This is a genomic window from Waterburya agarophytonicola KI4 (genome assembly GCF_020640915.1).
Lineage (GTDB): Bacteria > Cyanobacteriota > Cyanobacteriia > Cyanobacteriales > Xenococcaceae > Waterburya > Waterburya agarophytonicola.
The window spans coordinates 1-22,845 of record NZ_JADWDC010000069.1; the positions used below are offsets into that span (position 1 = coordinate 1).

23 protein-coding genes and 1 pseudogene are annotated in these 22,845 nt (G+C 39.6%); 14 read left to right on the plus strand and 10 right to left on the minus strand.

Annotated features, from left to right (window positions below):
• Positions 1 to 56 precede the first annotated feature (56 nt).
• Positions 57 to 551 (plus strand): annotated as a pseudogene (locus I4641_RS19415) (integrase catalytic domain-containing protein); the annotation flags it as partial.
• 213 nt (positions 552 to 764) lie between these two features.
• Here the strand turns inward: I4641_RS19415 and I4641_RS19420 are convergent.
• The 6 genes from I4641_RS19420 to puuE form a co-directional block, all read right to left on the minus strand.
• The gene (locus tag I4641_RS19420) at positions 765 to 1,439 is read right to left on the minus strand and encodes a transposase (RefSeq protein WP_229642239.1); all 675 of its coding nucleotides are present in this window, start codon (positions 1,437 to 1,439) and stop codon (positions 765 to 767) included.
• 307 nt (positions 1,440 to 1,746) lie between these two features.
• Positions 1,747 to 3,300 carry a GGDEF domain-containing response regulator gene (locus I4641_RS19425; protein WP_229642240.1) on the minus strand — a complete coding sequence of 518 codons (1,554 nt, stop codon included), beginning with the start codon at positions 3,298 to 3,300 and terminating at the stop codon, positions 1,747 to 1,749.
• A 34-nt stretch (positions 3,301 to 3,334) separates the two neighbouring features.
• The gene (locus I4641_RS19430) at positions 3,335 to 4,324 is read right to left on the minus strand and encodes a sensor histidine kinase (RefSeq protein ID WP_229642241.1); all 990 of its coding nucleotides are present in this window, start codon (positions 4,322 to 4,324) and stop codon (positions 3,335 to 3,337) included.
• Positions 4,325 to 5,476: an FIST signal transduction protein gene (locus I4641_RS19435; RefSeq protein ID WP_229642242.1), complete on the minus strand. Its 1,152-nt coding sequence runs from the start codon at positions 5,474 to 5,476 to the stop codon at positions 4,325 to 4,327. It lies immediately after the preceding gene.
• Between the two features lie 25 nt (positions 5,477 to 5,501).
• Entirely contained in the window at positions 5,502 to 6,662 is a 1,161-nt protein-coding gene (locus I4641_RS19440) for an FIST signal transduction protein (RefSeq protein ID WP_229642243.1), read from the minus strand.
• 681 nt (positions 6,663 to 7,343) lie between these two features.
• Entirely contained in the window at positions 7,344 to 8,249 is a 906-nt protein-coding gene (gene puuE / locus I4641_RS19445; protein WP_229642244.1) for an allantoinase PuuE, read from the minus strand.
• A 242-nt stretch (positions 8,250 to 8,491) separates the two neighbouring features.
• Between puuE and I4641_RS19450 the strand changes: the two genes are divergently transcribed.
• Both I4641_RS19450 and I4641_RS19455 read left to right on the plus strand, forming a co-directional pair.
• Entirely contained in the window at positions 8,492 to 8,692 is a 201-nt protein-coding gene (locus tag I4641_RS19450; protein WP_229642245.1) for a hypothetical protein, read from the plus strand.
• 63 nt (positions 8,693 to 8,755) lie between these two features.
• A complete protein-coding gene (locus I4641_RS19455; RefSeq protein ID WP_229642246.1) occupies positions 8,756 to 8,956 on the plus strand; it encodes a hypothetical protein in 201 nt (66 codons plus the stop codon).
• A gap of 230 nt (positions 8,957 to 9,186) precedes the next feature.
• Here I4641_RS19455 and I4641_RS19460 read toward each other — a convergent pair whose 3' ends face one another.
• Positions 9,187 to 9,771, minus strand: a complete 585-nt coding sequence (locus I4641_RS19460) for a putative antibiotic biosynthesis monooxygenase (protein ID WP_229642247.1) — start codon at positions 9,769 to 9,771, stop codon at positions 9,187 to 9,189.
• 184 nt (positions 9,772 to 9,955) lie between these two features.
• On the opposite strand from I4641_RS19460, the gene I4641_RS19465 reads away from it, so the two are divergent.
• The 6 genes from I4641_RS19465 to uraD are packed head-to-tail and all read left to right on the plus strand — an operon-like array spanning position 9,956 to position 15,970.
• Positions 9,956 to 10,948 (plus strand): aromatic ring-hydroxylating dioxygenase subunit alpha, encoded by a 993-nt coding sequence (locus tag I4641_RS19465; RefSeq protein WP_229642248.1) that lies wholly within the window; start codon positions 9,956 to 9,958, stop codon positions 10,946 to 10,948.
• Complete coding sequence (locus tag I4641_RS19470; protein WP_229642249.1) at positions 10,945 to 12,378, plus strand: NCS2 family permease; 1,434 nt, start codon at positions 10,945 to 10,947, stop codon at positions 12,376 to 12,378. Before I4641_RS19465 ends, I4641_RS19470 begins: the two co-directional genes overlap by 4 nt.
• Before the next feature lie 51 nt (positions 12,379 to 12,429).
• The gene (locus I4641_RS19475) at positions 12,430 to 13,836 is read left to right on the plus strand and encodes a uracil-xanthine permease family protein (RefSeq protein ID WP_229642250.1); all 1,407 of its coding nucleotides are present in this window, start codon (positions 12,430 to 12,432) and stop codon (positions 13,834 to 13,836) included.
• Between the two features lie 41 nt (positions 13,837 to 13,877).
• Positions 13,878 to 15,041 (plus strand): FAD-dependent urate hydroxylase HpxO, encoded by a 1,164-nt coding sequence (gene hpxO / locus I4641_RS19480; RefSeq protein WP_229642251.1) that lies wholly within the window; start codon positions 13,878 to 13,880, stop codon positions 15,039 to 15,041.
• A gap of 49 nt (positions 15,042 to 15,090) precedes the next feature.
• Positions 15,091 to 15,450 (plus strand): hydroxyisourate hydrolase, encoded by a 360-nt coding sequence (gene uraH / locus I4641_RS19485; protein WP_229642252.1) that lies wholly within the window; start codon positions 15,091 to 15,093, stop codon positions 15,448 to 15,450.
• A gap of 46 nt (positions 15,451 to 15,496) precedes the next feature.
• Positions 15,497 to 15,970 (plus strand): 2-oxo-4-hydroxy-4-carboxy-5-ureidoimidazoline decarboxylase, encoded by a 474-nt coding sequence (uraD, locus tag I4641_RS19490; RefSeq protein WP_229642253.1) that lies wholly within the window; start codon positions 15,497 to 15,499, stop codon positions 15,968 to 15,970.
• A gap of 21 nt (positions 15,971 to 15,991) precedes the next feature.
• Here the strand turns inward: uraD and I4641_RS19495 are convergent, their stop codons facing one another.
• Positions 15,992 to 16,774 (minus strand): glutaminase, encoded by a 783-nt coding sequence (locus I4641_RS19495; protein ID WP_229642254.1) that lies wholly within the window; start codon positions 16,772 to 16,774, stop codon positions 15,992 to 15,994.
• A gap of 120 nt (positions 16,775 to 16,894) precedes the next feature.
• Between I4641_RS19495 and I4641_RS19500 the strand changes: the two genes are divergently transcribed.
• On the plus strand, positions 16,895 to 17,233 hold the full coding sequence (locus I4641_RS19500; protein ID WP_229642255.1) for a P-II family nitrogen regulator: 339 nt from the start codon (positions 16,895 to 16,897) through the stop codon (positions 17,231 to 17,233).
• Between the two features lie 82 nt (positions 17,234 to 17,315).
• Here the strand turns inward: I4641_RS19500 and I4641_RS19505 are convergent, their stop codons facing one another.
• Entirely contained in the window at positions 17,316 to 18,419 is a 1,104-nt protein-coding gene (locus I4641_RS19505; RefSeq protein ID WP_229642256.1) for an ATP-grasp domain-containing protein, read from the minus strand.
• A gap of 153 nt (positions 18,420 to 18,572) precedes the next feature.
• Between I4641_RS19505 and I4641_RS19510 the strand changes: the two genes are divergently transcribed.
• The 4 genes from I4641_RS19510 to I4641_RS19520 all read left to right on the plus strand — a co-directional run bounded on the left by I4641_RS19510 (position 18,573) and on the right by I4641_RS19520 (position 22,202).
• Complete coding sequence (locus tag I4641_RS19510; protein WP_229642260.1) at positions 18,573 to 18,665, plus strand: Uma2 family endonuclease; 93 nt, start codon at positions 18,573 to 18,575, stop codon at positions 18,663 to 18,665.
• A gap of 9 nt (positions 18,666 to 18,674) precedes the next feature.
• Complete coding sequence (locus I4641_RS23920) at positions 18,675 to 18,797, plus strand: hypothetical protein (protein ID WP_263858286.1); 123 nt, start codon at positions 18,675 to 18,677, stop codon at positions 18,795 to 18,797.
• A 93-nt stretch (positions 18,798 to 18,890) separates the two neighbouring features.
• Positions 18,891 to 20,252, plus strand: a complete 1,362-nt coding sequence (locus I4641_RS19515) for an 8-oxoguanine deaminase (protein ID WP_229642257.1) — start codon at positions 18,891 to 18,893, stop codon at positions 20,250 to 20,252.
• A gap of 123 nt (positions 20,253 to 20,375) precedes the next feature.
• Positions 20,376 to 22,202, plus strand: coding sequence for an iron uptake porin (locus I4641_RS19520; protein ID WP_229642258.1), 1,827 nt, complete (start codon positions 20,376 to 20,378; stop codon positions 22,200 to 22,202).
• Between the two features lie 364 nt (positions 22,203 to 22,566).
• On the opposite strand, the gene I4641_RS19525 is transcribed toward I4641_RS19520, so the two are convergent.
• Positions 22,567 to 22,716: a hypothetical protein gene (locus I4641_RS19525; protein ID WP_229642259.1), complete on the minus strand. Its 150-nt coding sequence runs from the start codon at positions 22,714 to 22,716 to the stop codon at positions 22,567 to 22,569.
• Positions 22,717 to 22,845: the final 129 nt, after the last annotated feature.

The following is a 22,845-nucleotide window of genomic DNA, read 5'->3' on the forward strand; positions in this document are numbered from 1 at the left end:
ATCGCTCTTTTTTTTCCCTGATTATAACCTAAACTAGGTGCGTCTAAGCTTATAACAAAGAACAGCGTGACATTAAAAAGACTGTTTCTTCTAGAAAGGGAAGTAGAACTTTTGCACTCGAACACAGAGCTATATTAGGAAGATCAAAACAAGAAGCAATGGGTCCAGGCTCCCGCTATCAAATTGATGCCACTGTTGCTGATGTTTACTTGGTTTCTGCTTACAATCGCAACTGGATTATTGGTAGACCAGTAGTATATGTGGTCATAGATGTTTTTAGTCGCATGATAACTGGCGTATATGTCGGGCTGGAAGGACCTTCTTGGTTGGGAATGATGATGGCTTTAGTTAATGCTGCTGGGGATAAAGTTAAGTTTTGCGCCGAATATGGAATCGAGATTGCAGAGGAAGAATGGCTGGCACATCACGTACCAGATGCCATCTTAGGCGATCGCGGTGAACTAGCGGGTAAAAAGGTTGAAACTTCAATTAGCAATTTAGGAATTCGTATTGAGAATGCTGCACCCTATCGAGCCGATTGGAAAGGTTTAGCATAACCTTTGTCATCAAGTCGTTGCACCTGAATCAAACTCATGTCATAGGATGCAGACGAACGAAAATGTAGATTGTCCCATCTGCTAACTTTGAGTTTGCCTAATTTTGGGTCTTCTATTTCTACTGTTTCATCAGCTGACCACCATGTATTTTGGTCGTTGACTTTAAATTTTTTGTCGTGTTTTTTGGGTCTACCTCTACCTGAATAGCTATTCGGTTTTGACGAGCGACCCCGCGTCGGCGCAAGACGCAAGGGAACGCGCTCGTCGTGACCACAAACAGCAATTGGAGCGAATCCTCATTAATTTACTAGCTGAGATTTCTCCTGTTTGATTTACCCATGAACCATTGCCATATTCACTATCCAGTACCACTAAAACGAGTTGTTGTATGTGTTGAGTTACTTGTTTAAGCTGCCATGCTGCCTTTGATATCGGGGTTTCATAGGATGTGATTCTTTCTTGTCTTAAAGGCAATGCCCAACTTCCTTGTTTTTCTGACAACCAGGCGATCGTGCTATATCCTTGTCCTACCGTTACTGAATTATTCGAGGATGCTTGATGTTCATAGGTTCTGTCTTTTAGAGTTTTTGCTCCTCTTCTTCCCCATGCCGTATGGTCAATTCCTAACAACACATATTTTAATGGTGGAATTTCTTCAACATACCTTCTCATTAGTTTGTTTCTGTTTGGACGAGTATCTTGTAGAGCTTCATAGGTGCTTGACCACTTTCTTCTAAATAGAGGGGAAAGGGAAAATTCTCCTAGACAACTGACATTTCTAGTGGTCATCACGCTGTCCATCAATTCAAATGTTGCATCTTTTGCTTTACCTAACATTTGATAGGTTTCTTGACGAAATTGTTTTAATCGTTCACATTCCATTTTAGGGAGTTTTTGATTTTTTGAGTAATTATCATTTTCTCCCTATTGGCAGTTGAGGGAATACCCTTCGCTGCCTTTTGCTTGGAATTTAGTCTAAACCACAGTTTACGATTGCCAATCGGAAAAAGTTTTCCTTGGCAAAAACGCTACGTACTGCCCAGACGTTATTGAAAATCGAGACTGATTTGTGAAATTTGATGTCTGTCGAAGGAGTCGAGCCAACTAACAATCTGGCGGAGCAAACACTTTGAAGCACAGTGATTTGGCGACGTACTAGTTTTGGTTTTCAATCCTAATAATTTCAATTTTATACAACAAAATAGCGATCACGTCCTGCTTTTTTTGCCTGATATAGTACGCTATCTACCTGAGAAATGAGAAAACTAGGGAGTACTTTGGGAGAAGGAATTATGCTGCTAATTCCCATACTCAAACTAATATAGGTCGAAGCTTCTGAAGCTGCATGAACTAGCTTTAGCTTTCTAATATTCTGTTGAATGTTTTGGGCAACTTTTACCGCACCATCAACATCGGTATTGGGCAGGATAATGCCAAATTCCTCTCCACCATAACGAGCTGCTAAATCTCCAGGTCTGCATAGAGAATTACTAATAGTTTGAGCTATTTGTTGTAAACAGTCATCTCCTGCTTGATGACCGTAAAAATCATTGTATTTTTTAAAATAATCTACATCACAGAAAATTAAAGCTAGATGCTGTTTTGACTCCATCATTTTGATCCATTCCGATTCATAATATCGGTCAAAGCTACGACGATTGGCAATTTGCGTCAATTCGTCTACATTAGCAAGATGCTCTAGTTGTTGATTAGCCTGTTTGAGTTGTGTTTCTATCTGTTTACGATCCCTGATATCTCTAACAATGGCGCAATTGTATTCTTGTTGTTCAAAATTAAGATAATTTAAAGTAATTTCGACGGGGATACCTTGTCCTTCTTTACTAATATGAACCGATTCATAGGTAAAAGATTGTTTTTCTTTTAATTCCTGCCATTGTCGCGACCAATTCGATTCACTATTATCATCATTGACATCATGAATCTTCATCTTTAACAATTCTTCTTTGGTATATCCCAAAATATTAGATGTAGCGTCATTGACATAGAAAAAATTAGCATTAGCATTAACAAAGTAAATTGCATCTCTGGCACGATCTAGAGAAAACTGAGTCAAACGCAAAGTTTTTTCGAGCTGTTTCCTGGTTTTAATCTCTTGCTCTAATTCTTGGGTTCTAAGTCCAATTAAATCTTCTAAGTTGTCTTTGACTGTTTCTAAGGCAGTATAGAGAACCATCATTTCTTTACTGCTATTTTCTAGTGCCAATAGATCGCGATATGCCCTCAATGCAGCGATCGCTGTTACCATCAGTTTATTGCGAGTTAGCTCTACCTTCAGTTTATAGTCATTAATGTCGTAGTCGATAATGACCGATTCTTCTGGTGCTTCCCCTGGCTGACCAGTTCTGAGAATAATTCTGACGAGTTTATTGTTTAATTGGTCTCTAATATATTGGACTAGTTTTAAACCCGAATCATGGTCTTCCATGACCACATCTAACAAAATAAAAGCCAAATCTTGATTTTGAGCAATGATGGTTTTGGCTTCAGTGGCTGTATAAGCAGAAAGAAAAACCAGATTTTTTCCTTCAAACTGCAAATTTCTTAAGGCTAGCTTGGTTGCTTGATGAACAGAGCGATCGTCATCAACAATTAAAACTTGCCAAAAATCAGTCGCCATCTCTTCTTCAGCTGCTACATCTTCTTCAATAATCAATTCTTCATCAGCAAAGACTAATTCATCATTGTCAGCATTGAAATTAGAATCGAGATTTTTTTCACTCATAGCAAATTAAATTGAAGATTTTACGGAATTATGATTAAAAATCAGACAGAGGAAGAACTATAGTAAATATTGTTCCCAAATTTACTTGGCTTGTAACTTTAATTGTTCCTTTTAATTTCTGAGTGACCAAATTATAAACAATGTGCATTCCCAAACCACTACCGCCACCATCTCTATTGGTAGTAAAAAAAGGTTCAAAAATATTATTTAAATATTGTGATTCAATACCACAACCATCATCTTGATACTGAATTACAATCTGCTGAGATTCATGTCGTATATCTAGCTGTATAACTCCTGATTGATTAGTAGGATAACCATGAGCAATAGAATTAGTAATCAAATTAGTCACAATTTGAGCAAATGCCCCAGGATAACTATTAATGTGTATTGTCTCATCCCCCGTGACAGAGACTTGATGGGGAGTTTTTTTGAGTTGGGGTTCTAAGGTGACTAAAATTTCTGATAGATAAGATTTAAGACCGAAAGTACGTCTTTCTAAGCTAGTGCGGTCTACGGCTACCTGTTTAAAACTTTGAATTAATTCTCCCGCCCGTTGTAAATTACTGAGGATAATTTCGCTGGCTTCGGTAGCCAAATCTAAGTAGTTATTGAGGGTAGAACGTTTTAGCTGTCCTGCCATAACAGAAGTAGTAAAAGAAGTAGTTTCTTCTGCCAAGGTAGAAGCAGCGGTAACGCTATTACCCACGGGGGTGTTTATTTCGTGCGCTACTCCTGCCACAAGATTCCCCAAAGCTGCCATTTTTTCTGATTCAATTAACTGTTCTTGGGTAGTTTTAAGTTGGGCTAGAGCTTCTGAAAGCTTAATAGTACGTTGTTCGGCAACATCTCGCGACTCTTCAAGGTCGAGAATTACTCTTTTTAATAAAGATTCTTTTTTTTGATTGGTTTCTTCTAATTGGATCTGTCGTTCTTGAGAACGCTGTAATTTTTTCGTGAGGATACGATTCTCTTTTTTGAGTTGTTTAAGCTGTTGTTCGTAGTCTAAAGAGTTTGGTTTCATTTACTTTGTTCCCAAAATCAAAGAGACCGCCGTTTCATGATGTAGACAAATAGCACCATCTTTTTGCAGTGGAGCAATTTCACCATAAGTATAAAAACCAATACTAGGACATGCTGAATTTAGGTGAGCAGAAATCCCTTGATATTCTGTTGCGGCTTTGGTACCTAGAATACTGCTGCGGGTAACACAGGAGAAAAATATGGCTGCTGCTGGCTCAGTTCCAGGATAATTCTTCAGGGCATCGGCGATGGAAGTTTGGGAAGAGTTTAAAATGCCTTGGGCATTAGTTTCCATAATTTGTACAGTTGCACCTTGGGGAATATCACCAAAGAATTGAATGCTATTTAATTGATTATCGTGGGCAGTAGGTACTCTTAAATAAAATTTGTTAGTGTTGTTTTCAAACACAGCCAGGGGATATTTGAGCGAAGGAGCGGAGTCATTAAGATAATACTGATAAAATTCTAAAGCTGGTTGCCCGTCTATTTCATAGAGAATATTGTTCTCAGCTTTCGTCACTTTTTTAGGTTTGCTCAAAGAATTCCAACCATTACCAACACCTGCAGCCAAGAGTAATTTACCCGAAAAAATCAAAGTTACGATGGCATCTGTACATACTTCTTGATCATAAAACTGATATGTCTGCTCAAATTTCATATCATCGGCAGTTACACCTCCAAATACGGGAATTTTACTGTTTAATTCTTGCTTAATCGCCTCAACAATTTTCGAGCCACTAAGATGTAATCCATCGATGAAACTCAAACACAGACTTATCTCTTGACTACTTTTACTTTTGGCTGGGGCGATCGCCTGCTGGACTGCAGCACGAGGATTGTGAGAAGCTTGATAGCCAATTCCTGCGGTTATTTCAATTTCATCAGAGCAAAATAACATCAGAGTTAGGGAATCTTCCTGATATCCTAAACGGGATGAAATCTCTGCCGATGAAGTTCCGCCAATTAACTCTAGATCGGGAAATTGCTGTTTAATCTGCTGAAGAATTAAACTATGGTCAAAATCAAAAGCCGCAAATAAAATTCCTGCTTGTGGTGCTTCTTCTGCCAAAGACTCTAGACATTGTTCTAAAATTTCAGCAACTGCTTCAACCGAATCAGGGTCGTTACTATGACCGACAACTACTTTAAACATTGGTATTCTATTCTAATAAAAATTGTTATTTTGTGCCTAGTAAAAGAGTGATAAATGTTTCATTGTGAAATAAGGTGCTGCCATGTGACTCTAAAGGGGCAATTTCACCGTAGGTATAAAAACCGCAACTAGGTAAAGCAGCGTTAAAATGTTTTTTAGCAAACTTATATTCTTCTTCTGCTCTGCTGCTTAAGATCTGTCTACGAGCCGTACAGGAAAAGAATAATGCCGCATCGGGATGAGTTCCTGGATAGTCATTGAGAGCTTCCTGCATCGATAGCTCTGCAGAGTTTAAAATCCCGTCGCAATTGCCTTCTGTCATTTGTACCATTGCTCCTTGAAGAAGATCGCCAAAAAAAGTGATACTCCCTTGTGTTGCATCATGGCTGATGGGCGCTCTCATGTAGAAGTGTTTATTATCTGGTTCAAACACTGCCAGTGGATATTCAATGGATGGAGATAAATCCCCTAGATAGTGTTGATAAAAATCGAGAGCTGGTTGATGGTCAATTTCATAGATAATATTTTTCTCTGCTTTAGTGATGGTGCTTTTTTTTCCAATCGGATTCCAACCACTATTAACACCACAAGAAATTAATAAATCACCGCTAAATAACATAATAGGAATGCTATCGCTCAAGACCTCTTGATTATAGAATTGATAAGTCTTATGATATTTGCCACCATCAGCAGTCAATCCCCCGACAATGGGCAGATTACTGCCTAATTCTTGCTTAAGAGCTTTGATAATAGTCACGCCACTGCTAGTTAAACCATCAGGAAGCGTTATACATAGACTAATCAGACTAATCTTTTGCTTACTTTTACTAGTTGCCTGTTTAATTGCTGCCTGGGCTGCTGCTAATGAGTCTTGGGAAGCTTGAGTGCCAACTCCCGCACAAAACTCAATTTCATCGGAACAAAACAACATTAAGGTGAGAGAATCTTGTTGAAAATCTAAGACCGAAGAAATTTCTCCATCTGTAGTGCCACCAATTAGTTCTAAATCAGGGAATTGGGCATAAATTTCTTGCAAAATTAGACTATGCTCAAAATCAACAGCGGCAAATAGAATTCCTGCTTGAGGAGTAATTTCTGCTAAAGACTCTAAGCACTGTTCTAGAACTTCGGCAACTGCTTCAACTGAATCAGGGTCATTACTGTGTCCAACAACTACTTTAAACATAAATATATATACAAGCAAATAATAAACTTGATATTTATATAGTTCCCGAAACAATCGAATTAATAAAAAAAAGATAATTTTTGTTTAATTAGGACTTATGTAAGAGTCATTTTAAGAGATGAATTTTTAAGTTGCTTAATCAAGTAGTGCTTCAGAAGCTGGCTGCCTGACACATTTATTTAAACGAAGCTAAATATTTGAACATTTTACTTCTGAAATTCGGGTGAACCAAATAGCATCATAGTACTCTCTCCGCTTCTTTTTTGAGGCGAAACAGGGTTGGATATTTTGAGAAAAAAGAGGTATGGGAGCAAATAAATCACGACCTTTATGCAAGACTCCTTTAAGCCACCTAATACCAATCTTAAGATAACTAAGACCACGCTCCCAATGAGGATCGACTCGTTGTCGAAGTCCGTTCAATTGAACTGCCATACCATGAGCAGTGGCGAACAAAAGAGTCAGAGCTACCACTAAATATAACCGTTCGAGAGCTTGGGGTTGGCGAATTTTAGATTCTTCTAACTGAAACGCTCCAGATTTAGAATCGAGAAATAACTCTTCAATACGAAATCTCGCATCAATTGATATTCTTTAAATGCCACAGTAGAACTCTTGTGTTCCATTTTTCGTCCCTACCATCAATATTTACTAATTCTATTGACTGTGTTGCTTCTATATTTATTGTGGAGGATGATGCTTGATCCAGTGATTTGCAATATCTAAACGACGGCAAATCCAAACGCGATCGTGACTTTGCACATAATCAATAAATCTAGCTAAGGCAGCAATACGCCCTGGTTTTCCTGCTAATCTAGCATGGAGTCCCACCGACATCATTTTTGGTGCAGTTTCCCCCTCGGCATACAAAACGTCAAAGGCATCCTTGAGATAGGTATAAAAGTCGTTACCACTATTAAAACCAGGGGCAACGCAGTATTTCATGTCATTGTTATCAAGGGTATAGGGAATAACTAAATGAGGCTTCCCCTCAACTTCTACCCAGTAAGGCAAATCGTCATTATAGGCATCGGAGTCATATAGAAATCCTCCCTCTTCCACAATTAAACGGCGAGTATTCAGACTAGGGGCATAGCGACAGTACCATCCCAAAGGGCGATCGCCTGTAAGCTTTTTCAACGATGCTACAGCCTTTTGAATATGCTCTCTTTCTTCGGCTTCATCCAATAAGTGATAGCCAATCCACCGCCAACCATGACAGCAGATATCGTATCCAGCATCGACAATAGCTTCTACCGCTGCGGGATTTCTCTCTAGTGCCAGGGCTGCACCAAATATCGTGACGGGAATATCTTTAGCTTTAAATAACCGTAGCAACCGCCAAAAGCCCGCTCTACTGCCATATTCATAGACAGACTCAACCTGTAAGTCTCTCATTCCCTTGCCCATAGAAGAACCAGGAACTTCTCTTAGATATATCTCTGAAGTATCATCCCCATCAGGAATAGAGTATTCTGAGCCTTCTTCGTAGTTGAGGACTATTTGCAGTGCTATTTTGGCATCGCCTTGCCATTTTGGATGGGGAGGATTTGCACCATAACCAACTAAATCTCTGGGATAGGACATTTGACATTAAACGTTTAGCATTTATCACACAAGCTAATCATCGATCGCACTTAGCTTTAGAGTAAATGTATACAGTATTCAAAAGATTTCAATTGAGACAAACCTTGTAACTCTCTCCTTGCAAGGATTACACAGATTAACAGTCTTGGGTACGGATGATACTACCTTTGCTTAAAGAGAAATAAAAGTTATCATAAAAATATGAATAAACAGTATCAATCGCTACAGAAAGGAGAAGAGATATGTCAGCTAATACTAACGTTGCAAATCAAGATCGAAACTGGAGCAGCAAAAAGCTAATCGAGCTTAGTGACAACTTGGGTCAAGCTTACAACCCTGGACTAAATAATGAAAGTTCCGATCGGAAAACTGATTCTTGGAATGCAGACAAGTTTATTCAAATGAGCAGATGTTTGAGTTCTGCCTATGGTGTAGATTTTTAATCTGGCGAAGAGAATTTAGCCTAAATTGCCACCATATCTAAATTATTCAAAGGAGATAAATCTATGACAAGTAAGAAAGTAAACAGCCAAAGTGAAAGTTGGAACGCTCAAGACTTAATAAAAATGAGCCAAAGTTTGGGAGAGGCTTTTCTACCTGGACTAGATAACGGTAAATCTAGCCAAGAAGATGATTCTTTAACCATGAGCAAGTTTGTAGCCATGAATAAAAACAAAGATCGTAGTAAAAATAAGCCAGATGCTTAAGCTCCAAACTAGTTAAGACTTCTTGTTGTTACCTTAGTTGTACAAATGAATATTGGCGTTGTTCAAAAATGCGGGATTTTGGGTAACGCTCCGCAGCGTAAATTAAGCCAAGTTTTTGCAACAGTACCGAATTACTGCGATCGATGATACTATCTCCAGCGAATTTTATCATCGATAGATAACATGAATTTATGACAAAATCGAAAATACGTTGCGATCGCCAGCTCAGTTTATTTTTGCTCAAAACGCTTTCTTGGATACAGCCATCTGGAAAATAATTTGGTCATTCTCGGCATCGCTACATAAGTCATTAACAACACTAGTATTGCTGTAATAATTAAGCTCCGCAGCAGTATCGGTAATGGCAACAATTTTAGTAATGGCGCGAGGGTAATATTTGCTAATTGAATGAGAGGAAACAACGTCAGTAAAGTAACTGCTGCCATTTTGTAACGAGGTGGAGGCGATGTTGTTTTCGGAGAGGGCAAAGTAAACCAAATTTCTAAACCTGTAACGATCCTAATTCTGGCAGGCTCTAAACGTAAACTTTCAGCCCTTGCCAACCATTGACGGCGACATTCTGATTTTTCCCAAATCTTCAGGTTACTAGCGCGATCAAATTTAAAGATAATCCTATATTCGTTATCCGTCGGGCTACTAGGGCGAAAAACATTGGTACCTAAATGTCCTTCAAAGGTCATAGCAGAAGCAGTGATCCCAGAAATGAATTTTTCAAAAGCTTTTTTGCACCTTGGTTTAACTCTTCTTGAAATAACTACAGTTACAGGTGGATCGAGTAAATCTTCATCTCTCATTATTTTGTAAACCCTTTCGTTCAATTCTGACTTTATATTTTCGGCTTCTATTAGACCTAAAAGATAAAATTATAGTTTTGTGACAAACAGCAAATTGGTAACTAAGAATACTTTTTCATTGAGAAAGGTTGTATACAGTATCCAGTATTAAACCAGTAATTTTACTGACTAGGGTTTTACCTCTATGCTAGTCACAAAAGAAGAAGTATTCAAAAGATTTTGGTATCCTGTGATGCCTGTCGTTCAAATGTCGGATCAACCCCAAAGCTTTGAATTACTGGGGCAAAATCTAGTCTTATGGCTAGATAATTCTGGTTCGGTGGTGGTGGCAAACGATCGCTGTTGCCATCGTTCGGCGCAACTGTCAAAGGGGCAAGTAATTGATGGTAATATCGCCTGTCCCTATCATGGTTGGCAATACAATGCAGAGGGAGTCTGTACTAAAGTTCCCCAATTGGAAGACAGTAGTCAAATCCCAAAAACTTATCAAATAAAAACCTATCAAGCTCAAGAACGTTACGGATATATTTGGGTATGCTTGGGCGAACCTTTAAATGAAATTCCCAATATAAAAGAGGCGAGCGATCCTGATTTTCGCTTAATTCCCGAATTCTATGAAACCTGGAACTGTGGGGGGTTGAGAGTGATGGAAAATGAGTTCGATCTAGCTCACCCCACCTTTGTTCACACTACTACTTTTGGTAGCGAAGATCATCCGATTCCTGATCGCGTCGAAGTAGAAGAAACAGATTACGGTATCACGGAGACAGCAGTTTTAGGTGTCGTTAACCCACAAGAGCAACAGCAAAATCTCAAAATGGACGAAAGGGTAACTACTAGAAACCTAGATTTGGATTGGTATTTACCTTTTACCTGCAAGCTACGAATCAATTATCCCAACGGTTTGGTTCATATTATCGTTAACACTGCCACGCCAATTAATGATTCCTCTTCCCAGATAGTTCAGTTTTGTTTGCGAAACGATACAGAAGCAGAAACAAAAGCCGATGATGTGGTGGCATTCGATCGCGCTGTGACATTGGAAGATAAAGCCGTATTAGAAACTACCGATTATGACGTGCCTTTGGATTTAAAACAGGAACAACACATGATGACCGATAAGCCGGGAATTTTGATGCGGAAAAAACTAAGTCGGATTTTGGCAGGTAATAAATGAACGTAGATCTAGATATAGCTAACAGAAAAGCAAATCAGCCCAGAGGTAAACCACCTCAAGGTGAGGGCAATGCCATAGCCCGTTATTTTGAGTTCAATAAATATCGAACTAACTTTCGTACTGAAATATTGGCTGGCATAACTACCTTCATGACGATGGCGTACATTTTAGTAGTAAATCCTTTAATTCTTTCTGATGCGATATTTCTCAACGAACCAAAAGATTTGTTTGCCGAACTTGTTGTTGCTACGGGGGTATCGGCGGGTATCGGCACATTAATTATGGGTTTGGTTGGAAAATATCCTTTTGCCCTTGCACCTGGAATGGGAATTAATGCTTTTTTTGCCTATTCGGTGGTGTTGGGTTTGGGTATCAATTGGAGAGTCGCCTTAGCTTGCGTATTTGTAGAAGGGCTGGTCTTCATTCTGCTAACTATTACCGATATCCGCCGTCATCTGATTACTGCCGTACCCACTTCCATCAAATCAGCAACTACTGTCGGCATAGGCTTGTTTTTAGCTTATATCGGTTTGGGTGGGGCTACAGAAGTAGGTGGTGCGGGATTGATTGTGGCAAATGAAGTTACTAAAACCGACTTTGGTAGTTTGGCACAGCCTCCAACTTTAATGGCAATCTTTGGTATTTTCTTAACGGCATTCTTTATGGTGCGTCGAATCAAAGGTGCGCTGCTGTGGGGAATTATTGGCACTGCTTTACTCGGCTGGGTATTGGGTGTGGCGACTGCGCCTCAAGGATTTGCCTCTATTCCTGCTTTTCCCAAAGATTTATTTGGGGCTGCGTTTATCGGTTTGGGCGGAATCAACGGTAGTAACTGGATTGATTTTCTCGCGGTACTGCTAGTGTTTTTGTTTGTCGATCTGTTCGACACCATCGGCACTTTAGCGGGGGTGGGAATGCAGGCAGGCTATATCGATGAGAATGGCGAACTACCCAGGGCAAATCAGGCTTTAACCGCAGATGCGATCGCAACTACGGCAGGGGCAGTAATGGGAACATCTAGCGTGACTACCTTTGTGGAGTCGGCATCAGGAGTAGCAGAAGGAGGGCGTACTGGTTTTACTTCTGTAGTGGTTGCGGGGCTATTCTTTATTTCCCTAATTTTTACGCCAATTTTTGAAGCCATTCCCGCTTTTGCCACCACTCCCGCATTAACCATTGTCGGGGTTTTAATGATGGCAAGCATTACTACTATCAATTGGGAGGATTTAACCGAAGCCATACCAGCATTCTTAACTATATTTTTTATTCCCTTTGCCTTTTCTATTGCAGCAGGGCTATCGATTGGCTTAATTGCTTATCCCTTATTAAAAACTTTTTCGGGAAAAGCCAGGGATGTACCCATAATCACCTGGATTTTAGCAGCGATATTTATTGCCCGCTTTGTATTTATGACTTTACGCTTTGGCTAGTTTCAAACACAAGGAACTAATCACCAACCTCAAATCTTTAATCATCAAATAATGACTAACCCAAAAATAGCAAATCAAGAACTAACATTAGAAGAAGAAATGACACAAGAAGCACCTGCTTCCATTGAATCTGATTTAATTTATGGCTTAGAATCTCGTCCGCCCTTTGTCGAATCAATCTTTGTAGCACTACAGCACGTCTTTGCCTGTTTTGTGGGCATAATTACCCCTGGACTGATTATCTGTGGGGCATTGGAAGTACCTCCTGCGGACACGACTTATATTCTCAGTATGTCCTTAGTGGTTTCGGGGATTGCCACCTTTATTCAAGCGAAAAGATTTGGTCCTGTAGGTTCGGGTTTATTGAGCATTCAGGGAACGAGTTTTGCTTTTCTTGGTCCAATTATTGGAGCGGGTTTGGCAGTCAAAGGTGATGGTGGAACAGCAGAGGATGCTTTAGGATTAATTTTTGGCTTATGTTTCTTTGGGGCGTTTGTCGAAATTTTTGTCAGTCGCTTTCTACATCTGGCAAACAAAATAATTACGCCCTTGGTCACGGGGGTAGTAGTAACCTTAATTGGTCTGACTCTTATCAAAGTTGGTATCACTTCGATGGCTGGTGGTGTCCCCGCACAAAGAGCGGAAACCTTTGGCAATCCCTTATTTTTGGGCGTAGCTTTTTTAGTTTTAGCAGTAATTGTGGGGCTAAACAGTACTACCAATAATTATCTGCGGATGTCTTCAATTGTTGTGGGTTTACTTGTAGGCTTTTTAGTTTCGATTCCTTTAGGGCTAGTAGACTTTAGCAACTTAGCTAGTCTGCCAGCAGTTGCTATACCCATTCCTTTTCGTTACGGCTTCAGTTTTAATTTTGGGGCATTTATTCCCTTTGCTTTCTTATATTTAATTACGGCGATCGAAACAATTGGCGATTTGACTGCTACTTCAGCTATTTCTGGCGAACCAATCGAAGGAAAAACTTACTTTAAGCGGATTAAAGGCGGTGTTTTGGGCGACGGTATCAACTCAATTATTGCAGCTTGTTTAAATACCTTTCCCAACACTAGCTTTAGTCAGAACAACGGTGTAATCCAGTTAACAGGAGTAGGTAGCCGTTATGTAGGTTATTTTATCTCGGCATTCTTTGTAATTCTCGGTTTATTTCCAATTGTTGCAGGGGTTTTTCAGGCATTACCCCAACCAGTATTAGGTGGTGCAACCATAGTCATGTTCGGTACAGTAGCAGTAGCGGGAATTAAGATTCTGTCTTGCGTCAATCTGACCAAAAGAAATTCGATTATTCTAGCTTTGTCTCTGGGTTTGGGTTTGGGAGTTAGCTTTGTTCCCGAAGCTTTAGAGCAAATGCCCACTTTAATTAAAAGCATCTTTTCCTCTGGTATTTCCACAGGGGGAATTACGGCATTATTGTTGAATTTGATTTTGCCAGGAAGAGAGTAAGTAATAAGTAGCGAGCAGAAAGTAGAAAAATAGTAAATACTGTGTACAAACTAAAAGCAATTATTATTGGCGCGGGAATGGCTGGACTAGCAGCAGGAATTGCTATGCGTCAGGCGGGATATGAGGTTGAAATTTACGAAAAGACTCGTAAACTGCGTCCTGCGGGGGCGGGTATTTCACTTTGGTCGAATGGAATCAAGATTCTCAATAAGTTAGGACTGGGGGAAAAGATTGCTGCTATCGGCGGGCAGATGAACCGCATGGAGTATCGCAATCTTCAGGGAGAGGTTTTAAACGATGTCAATTTAATTCCCTTGATGGAACAGGTGGGGCAAAGACCCTATCCTGTATCCCGCACTGACCTACAGCAGATGATGTTGGATGCCTTTGGTGAATCTGATGTCAAAATGGGTATGCGCTGTGTAGAGGTTAAGCAAGATGCGGATAGCGCAACGGCGATCTTTGAAGATGGTAGTACCGCCAGAGGAGATGTAGTAATTGGTGCAGATGGAGTAAAGTCGGTCGTCCGCACTTATCTCAATGGTGGAAAAATAACTCCCCGCTATGCAGGTTACGTTAATTGGAATGGTCTTGTAGAAGCTAGTCCCGATTTAGCAGAAAATGATGTCTGGGTAATTTATGTGGGCGATGGTAAGCGTGCTTCGATGATGCCAGTTGGAGACGATCGCTTTTACTATTTTATGGGCTGTCCCAAACCTCAAGGAACAACCGCACCAAATGGCGATATTCGCAGCGAGTTAAAAGAAACCTTTGCAGGCTGGGCGCAACCAGTCCAAAATCTAATTGAGAAATTAGACCCCGAACAAACCAACCGCTTAGAAATTAGTGACATCGATCCTTTACCCAGTCTAGTAAACGGTAGAATTGCCTTAGTCGGAGATTCGGCACACGCCACTACCCCAACTTTGGGGCAAGGAGGCTGTCAGGCAATGGAAGATGCAGAAGTATTATGTCGCTATTTAGTAACTACTAATATTAGCGTCGAAGATGCTCTTAAACGTTATGAATCCGAACGCAAAGAAAGAGTGGCAAAGCTAACCTTAAAAGCCCGTAAGCGTACCGATACTATCTACAATAAAGAACCAGACCTAACTCAACAGTGGTACGAACAATTAAAACAGGAAAAAGCTGAGGATGTTACAGGCGCGATCGCCAAAATAATCCTTGAAGGACCTTTGCATTGAACATTAAACATTTATACGGTTAAACCGCACCGAGGTCATTTATCAGTTTATGTCGGGAAAATTAACAACTCACGTTTTGGATACGGCAAATGGTTGCCCAGGGAGAGGAATTGCGATCGCTCTCTGGAAACTCGACCCTAAAATAGAATCCAGAACTTTACTAAAAACTTTAGAAACCAACGACGATGGACGTACTGATAGTCCACTACTCATTCCAAAGGAGATGGTAACAGGAGTTTACGAATTAGTTTTTACCGTAGATGAATATTTTGCTTCCTATCTACCCTACTCCGATACGCCCTTTTTAAGTAAAATTCCCATCCGTTTTGGAATTAATGATATCTATGCTCATTATCATGTTCCTTTACTAGTTTCTCCTTGGTCTTACAGTACGTATCGTGGAAGTTAAATAAGGGATGAAGGATAATCAATATACAATTTCACAATTAAACAAGATGTCTCAAGCTGAGTTCACCAAAGTTTTAAGCGAAATTTGGGAAGAAACGCCAGGGATTTCTCAAAAAGCATGGTACGACAAACCTTTTGAAAATTTAGAGGCTTTATATCAGGCTATGGTTAATGTAGTAAATATTATGAGCGAAACGGAACAAGTAACTTTGGTTAAGGCTCATCCAGATCTAGGTAGTAAAACCAAGATGGCAGAAGCTTCAGTACAAGAACAAGCAGGAGTAGGCTTAGATCGCCTATTTGAATCTGAGTATCAGCGTTTTCAATCGCTCAACAAGGCTTACAAAGACAAGTTTAATTTTCCCTTTATCATCGCGGTTAAAAACCATACTAAAGCAAGCATTTTACAGGCTTTTGAAATTCGTTTAAACAATACTCAAGAACAAGAAAAACAACAGGCTTTAACCGAAATCAGTAAAATAGCTCGACTGCGTTTAAATGCCATTATCAAAACCAAATAATAAGTCTTTAAGCATTACTATTTACTTTTGAGAAATATCTAAAAAGGGACACTGTTCCAAAGGAAAATCTAACAAGTGAAGCTGGAATTTATCAGCCAAATCTTCAAATACTTTAATTCCTCGAACGCTGTTGCCCCGATGGTCAATTAAAGGAGAGTAAACGGCAATACCAGCGCGATCGGGAATTACAGCGATGATTCCACCTGAAACGCCACTTTTAGCAGGAATCCCTACTTTGTAAGCCCATTCTCCTGCATAGTTGTACATACCGCAGGTATACATTACGCTTAAAATATCCCTAACGTAACAAGGTGCGATCGCTTTTTCTTGAGTTATAGGATTAATACCTCGATTTGCCAGGGTAGCAGCCATTACCGCTAAATCGTGACAGTTAACCACTACCGAACACTGTTGAAAATAAAGATCGAGGATTTCTTCGATATTATGGGCGATCGCTCCAGCATTGACCATCGGATTATCAGGGCGTTTGGAGTTTTCATCTAGGCGAATTACTGAATTAAAAGGATCGCCAGTGGGTTCAACGCCAATTTTTTCTAATAGGGTAAGGCGATCGCAATCTTCTAACGCCATGCCATAAACAAAAACTTTGGATATAGATTGAATAGTGAAGTTTTCCGATATATCACCTACTTCAAAAACTGTACCCTCTTTTGTCACGATAGAAATAGCAAACCAATTGGGATTAGCTTTAGTCAGTTCGGGAATATAGCTTGCCAACGATCCTGAATCAAGATTGCGATATTCTTCGTAGAGGTGTTCAATGAATTTTGGCAGGTCGGACATATTATATTCTAAAAGTATTTGACTAAAATGCAGCTTGGCTAAAATTACGCTGTTATTTTTGTAACTCCTTCAAGTCTTTAATTACTTTAAGCTGTTGTGGGAGAAAGAGGAGATTGTAAATTGAAAAAAATTCAGGCTATTATCAGACCTTTTAAATTAGATGAGGTCAAGATTGCTCTATTGAATGCGGGAGTAATCGGAGTGACAATTTCTGAGGTGCGAGGTTTTGGTCGCCAAAAAGGGCAGACAGAGCGTTATCGTGGTTCGGAATATACCGTTGAATTTCTGCAAAAAGTTCAAATTGTCGTTGTAGTTGACGACGAGCAGGCGGATAAGGTGGTCGAGAGTATTGTTAAGGCTGCCCGCACAGGAGAAATTGGCGATGGTAAGATCTTTGTTTCCCCTGTCAGGCAAGTTGTTCGTATTCGTACTGGAGAAAAAGACTCAGATGCTCTTTAGTCGAGCTGGTTGAGCATAAACATAAAAACTGCCTCAGCAAAGATAAAAGCATATTGAGCCTTGGAACTCATAAACTTTGAAACTAGTTTAGTTGTTGCTTAAGTCGAGATCTCAGTTCGTCTTGTTGAGGAATTGAACCTGCCAGTAGCACTCCTAATTTACCAACTAATACACTACCCCAGTTGTAGATAATCACTCCTGTTTTTTTTGCGGGGTTATATTTGAGGTCGCCCAGATCAATTTCATCTAAAGAACGATATTTCGTCGCGAAATTATCGCTGCACCAGCGATCAATCTTTAGCTTTTGAGCAATTCCCGTGGGATAAGAAGCTCCATTAAATCGGGGATTGCATTCAATGGCATAGCAATCGCTTTGGTTTTCTACCGTAGCCACATCAAAAGCAAAAATTCCCTTCATACCTTTTTGAGTCATCCACTGTGCCATTGGTTCGACTAATTCCCAAGGTTCATAAGCCGTAGGATAACGATTACCTTGATGAGCAAAACCATCTAGTATCTGTTCTGTAGCTGCTAAGGGTTTTACACTACCATCTTTGATTTCATATTGTAGATTGAGAAATTTATGAGCAACTACTTCTTGCTGCACCTGTACAGGAGTGTCCCTATCTAATTTAGCAAGAGCATCCTCAAGTTCCTGTGGATCTGCACAGCGATAAATACCAACCCCATCAACAGATACCGCAGGTTTGAGGTAGCAAGGAAAAGGAATCTCTCGATTATCTTCTTGTAAATGGGTTTTATTGTCGGCACACAGGGTCAGAGGAACTTTAACGTTTAACTCCTCGGCTAAACGAATAAAGTTATTTTTAGAGTTAATAAATTCAACTACATCTTGCCAGTCTTTATTACCCTTGCCAAACCAGTCTTCGTCTTGACGTAGATCGTCAAAAGCATCACTAAAAATAAATACAGATGGTTTGTAATCTGGATATTTTCTTAATTGTTCAAAAGAAACATCCCAAATCGGATTTTGGCTATAGCTTAGACCAATATTGTCATAGTGAGAGGTAATTGCTGCCCACTGAGACTCTAAATCGGGATGTAACTGAATTAGATCTTCAGGTTCTGTCATACCCAAGACTCTGCCTGAATATAGATAATTGCCAACCACTGCATCATGGGTGCAGTGCATAATATCGTGGTTAAAAATGCTTTTCCCAGTCATGTTTGGCTCAAGGTCGAAATAATAAAGGTTACTATTTCAAACTCTCGCAAATAGGTACTTATGACTGTAGCAGATCGGACAACTTAATATTTAAACTTAAATATTTAAGATGTAATTAAATCAAAAAATTGATAGAATTTTAATCAACATTCGATTGGTAAAGTAAACCAAGACCGTGATTATCGTTATAAGCGATCAGAATATGCTGCTAGGGGTATTGCAGAATATTGGATTATCGACCCGTAAATCAGTAAAGTGACAGTATTAGTCCTTAATAATGGATTTTATGACGAGAATATCTTTGAAAGTGATAATGCGATCGCATCTCCTCTTTTGACTCAGCTTCAACTAAGTGCTAATCAAATATTTACCAGCTAGGTTAATTTTTACAGTTTTTATTAATTTAAGTTCTATAGTTTGCGATCGCCTTGTTTGACTTAAAATATTTATATTCTTTCTCTCTTCATGTAAATGCCAACTCTACTAATCAAGAATATTCATACCCTAGTCACAATGGACGATCTCCGTCGTGAAATTAGACGAGGCGCATTATTTATTAGGGATAATGTAATCGAACAGGTGGGAACAAGGGAAGAATTACCCGATACTGCCGATGAAGTATTAGATTTAGAAGATAAGCATATAGTTTTGCCTGGGTTGGTTAATACCCATCATCATTTTTTTCAAAACCTAACTCGCGTTACCCCCGCAGGGCAAAATGGCGACTTGTTTCAATGGCTGACTGCTCATTATCCTCTATGGTCAAATTTGACTGGGGAAGGGATGTATTATAGTTCTCAGTTAGCAGCAGCAGAATTAATTTTATCTGGTTGTACCACCGCCAGCGATCATCATTATCTGTTTCCTAATGACTGTACTTTAGACGATCAAATTAGGGGAGTGGGTGAAGTTGGCTTAAGGTTTCATGCCAGTCGTGGCAGTATGAGTCTGGGAGAAAGTAACGGTGGTTTACCTCCCGATTCTTTAGTGGAGAAAGAGGCGGATATTCTCAAAGATTCTCAGAGGTTAATTGAGCAGTATCATAATAATGACCGTCATTCCATGTTGCGGATCGTACTTGCCCCCTGTTCGCCTTTTTCTGTCTCTACAGATTTGATGAAAGAGTCGGCTGCCATGGCGCGGAGTTATAAAGGAGTAAGGTTACATACCCACCTGGCAGAAAATAATGGTGACGTAGAATATAGCCTGTCTAAGTTCAACTTAACACCAGGGGACTATGCGGAGTCTGTAGGTTGGTTGGGGGATGATGTCTGGCACGCTCACTGTGTAAAATTAAGCGATCGCGCGATCAATAAATTTGGACAAACTGGTACGGGAGTGGCACATTGCCCCTGTAGCAATATGCGTTTGGCTAGTGGTATTGCACCTATACGTAAAATGCTGAATAAAAATGTGCCTGTAGGCTTGGGTGTGGATGGTGCAGCCTCTAATGATGCTACCAATTTGTTCCACGAAGCTCGTCAAGCTTTCTTACTGGCGAGAGTCAAAGATGAAGACGCTTCGGTAATGACTGCCCGCGATGCGTTAGAGATTGCGACTAAAGGTGGTGCGAAAGTTTTAGGCAGAGATGATATTGGCTATCTAGCTCCAGGAATGGCAGCCGATTTTATTGCCGTAAATTTAGATAAGCCTGGATATGTTGGTACACAACAAGATCCTGTTGCAGCTTTAATTTACTGTCAAACCGATTCTGTAGACTACAGTTTCATTAATGGTAAGAAAGTAGTAGATAAAGGCAATTTAACTACTATTGAGTTTGGTAATTTGATCGATAATGCCAATAAAATAGCGATCGCTTTACTCAACAAATAAATAAGGAAAATACCACACAGCAAAATACAAGTTTTTCATTTTTGTATACTGTATACATCAATACTGTTGCACCAAGCTAATAATGATAATTTTGCTTAATATCAGTAGGTGTGAGTGTAAAGAATGAACTTTCAAAAATTCAAGCAAGATCGTTTTATTTATGGAAAAAAGTCGCTTTTATTAGGCTTGCCTTTGGCTTTATTATCAATTTCGGCAAATAAAGTCTCGGCATCAGAAGCAGATAGCGGGATGTCGCAGATAAACAGAGTAAGGCAGTTAGAATCGCCAGAAAAATTGAACAGCGCATCAGAAAATAACGGGATGTCGCAGATTACTAATGTTCAACAGTTGCGGGATGTATCTCCGACAGACTGGGCTTATGAAGCATTACGTAGTTTAGTAGATCGTTATGGTTGCATTTCAGGTTTTCCCAATCAAACCTATCGTGGTAATCAACCCCTATCTCGTTATGAATTTGCTGCGGGTTTAAACTCCTGCCTAAATCAAATTGAACGTTTGATAGCATCTTCTGAAAATGTTTCTTCTGAAGATGTTGCGACAATTGAACGTTTAGGTCAAGAATTTGAAGCAGAATTAGCTACTCTTGGTGGCAGAGTAGATGAGATTGAAAGTCAGGTGGCTATCTTAGAAGACAACCAATTTTCTACCACTACCAAATTTAGTGGCAATGTCTTTCTTAACTTTACAGGGGCAGGAGCTAGTGATGATGTTCTAGTTGAAACAGTTAGCTTAGATACACCTTTTAATCTTCGTCGTGCGGGAAGAGATGCCGACAACAATCCCATCGTCAGCACAGTCACAGACGACCCTGAAATTACTTTTGGCTACTATACTTGGCTAAACTTCAACTCTTCTTTTACAGGCAAAGATAACTTAGCCATTCAACTCGTAGCAGGTAACAGTAATTCTCCTGCTAATAATTATGTCTCCGCAGGACTATATAACACTTTTGGCACTCCTTTCACCGATCAAACAGGTACGGCTTCGGGTGCGGGAAGCGTTGAAGTGCGGGAAATATTCTATGATTTTCCCATAGGCGAAAAATTACGAGTAGTAGTAGGTCCTAGAATTAACTGGTATCGTTACTTTGATAACAATGCTTATACTTTCTTTCTCAATGGTGCAAGTAGTTTTAACTCTAGCGGTGGTACTTTAGTTAACCCTGTAGATCGAGGTTCGGGTGCAGTAGTAACTCTAGATTTCAATGATTCGATCACCTTCAAAGTTGGCTACTTGGGAGAAAACACAGAATTTTTGCCCTCCGCATTCTTTAATACCTCTTCCGATCCTAATAATGGATTGTTTAGCGCGACTCAATCTCTGACTGCGGAATTGGATTTTGCGATCGCAGATAGGGCTAATATTCGCCTACTGTATACCAGAGCTACTATTGACAACAATCAGCCTTTATTTGATGGTGATGGCAATTTAACAGGTTTTGGCGTTGGTGGAGCGACAGGCGAACCTATCTATGGTGTTGCGGATGATGGATTTGGTGGCACAATTGGCGATGCTCCCTCTGATACTTTTGCCCTTAATGTTGACTTTAAAATTTTTGAAAAACTAGGAATATTTGGACGCTATAACTACGGCAGTACAAGCATCAGACCAAGAAATCCAGATTTAGAAAACGGCGAAGTTAACGCTCAAGCTTTTCAGGCTGGTGTAGCTTTTCCCGACCTGGGTAAAGAAGGTGCGTTAGGAACTATATCTTTCGTTGTTCCTTTTGATGTTTTAGACGGCGAAGAGTTTTTGGCTTCTGGTTCGGGGGATGGCGGTACGCAATTCGATCTTGAAGCTACTTATAATTTTCCTGTTAATAGTAATCTTTCAATTCTTCCTGCATTTTACTTTATTAACAATCCCAATAACTTTGAAGATAATCCTAATATTTATGTGGGTAATGTGCGAATGCAGTTTAGATTGTAAATAAACCTCTTGAGTAGACTGGTATACCAATTATCCAAATACTCACAAGACAATATGATAGGTTAGAGCAACTGTATACAGTATACTTATTTGCTTTTTGCTGCTTAATCTATGAAATCTATCACTATTGCTGAATTGCTAGTAAATGGCGATCGCCTATAATAATTTGCTTAAAACTTTGAGTATAGTATTATTAAAATAATAAGTCTGCTCCTAATTGAAGTTCGCCAGCACTGTTAAGGGCAATAAAGTGAATATCGTTGAGTAGTGTGATAACATTATTAACTGGTTCGTAGCTATAGCCACTGACTTTTACACTGGCAGTAGTTTGATAGCAATCAATCTGCCAATACTGCCAAGTGAATTATTCGGGAATTTCTGTTTCTAGGTAGCGAGATAATTCTAGGGAAGGTAGAGGTTGCTCGTTGGCAGTGGGGAGTAGGAAAAATTTCGGTGTAATGACATCTGACTGTGGATTTTTAATACATAAATCTTGCCCTAAAAAAGCTACCAAATCTTTACTTGAAAGGCGATTGGGATTAGTTTTTTTTGATTTCTTTGCTTGCTTGATTTCTGTAGTTTCTACCCAGATAAGCTTAGACGTATTTACATTGCATTAACTAAATCACCTTTATTTTTTAAT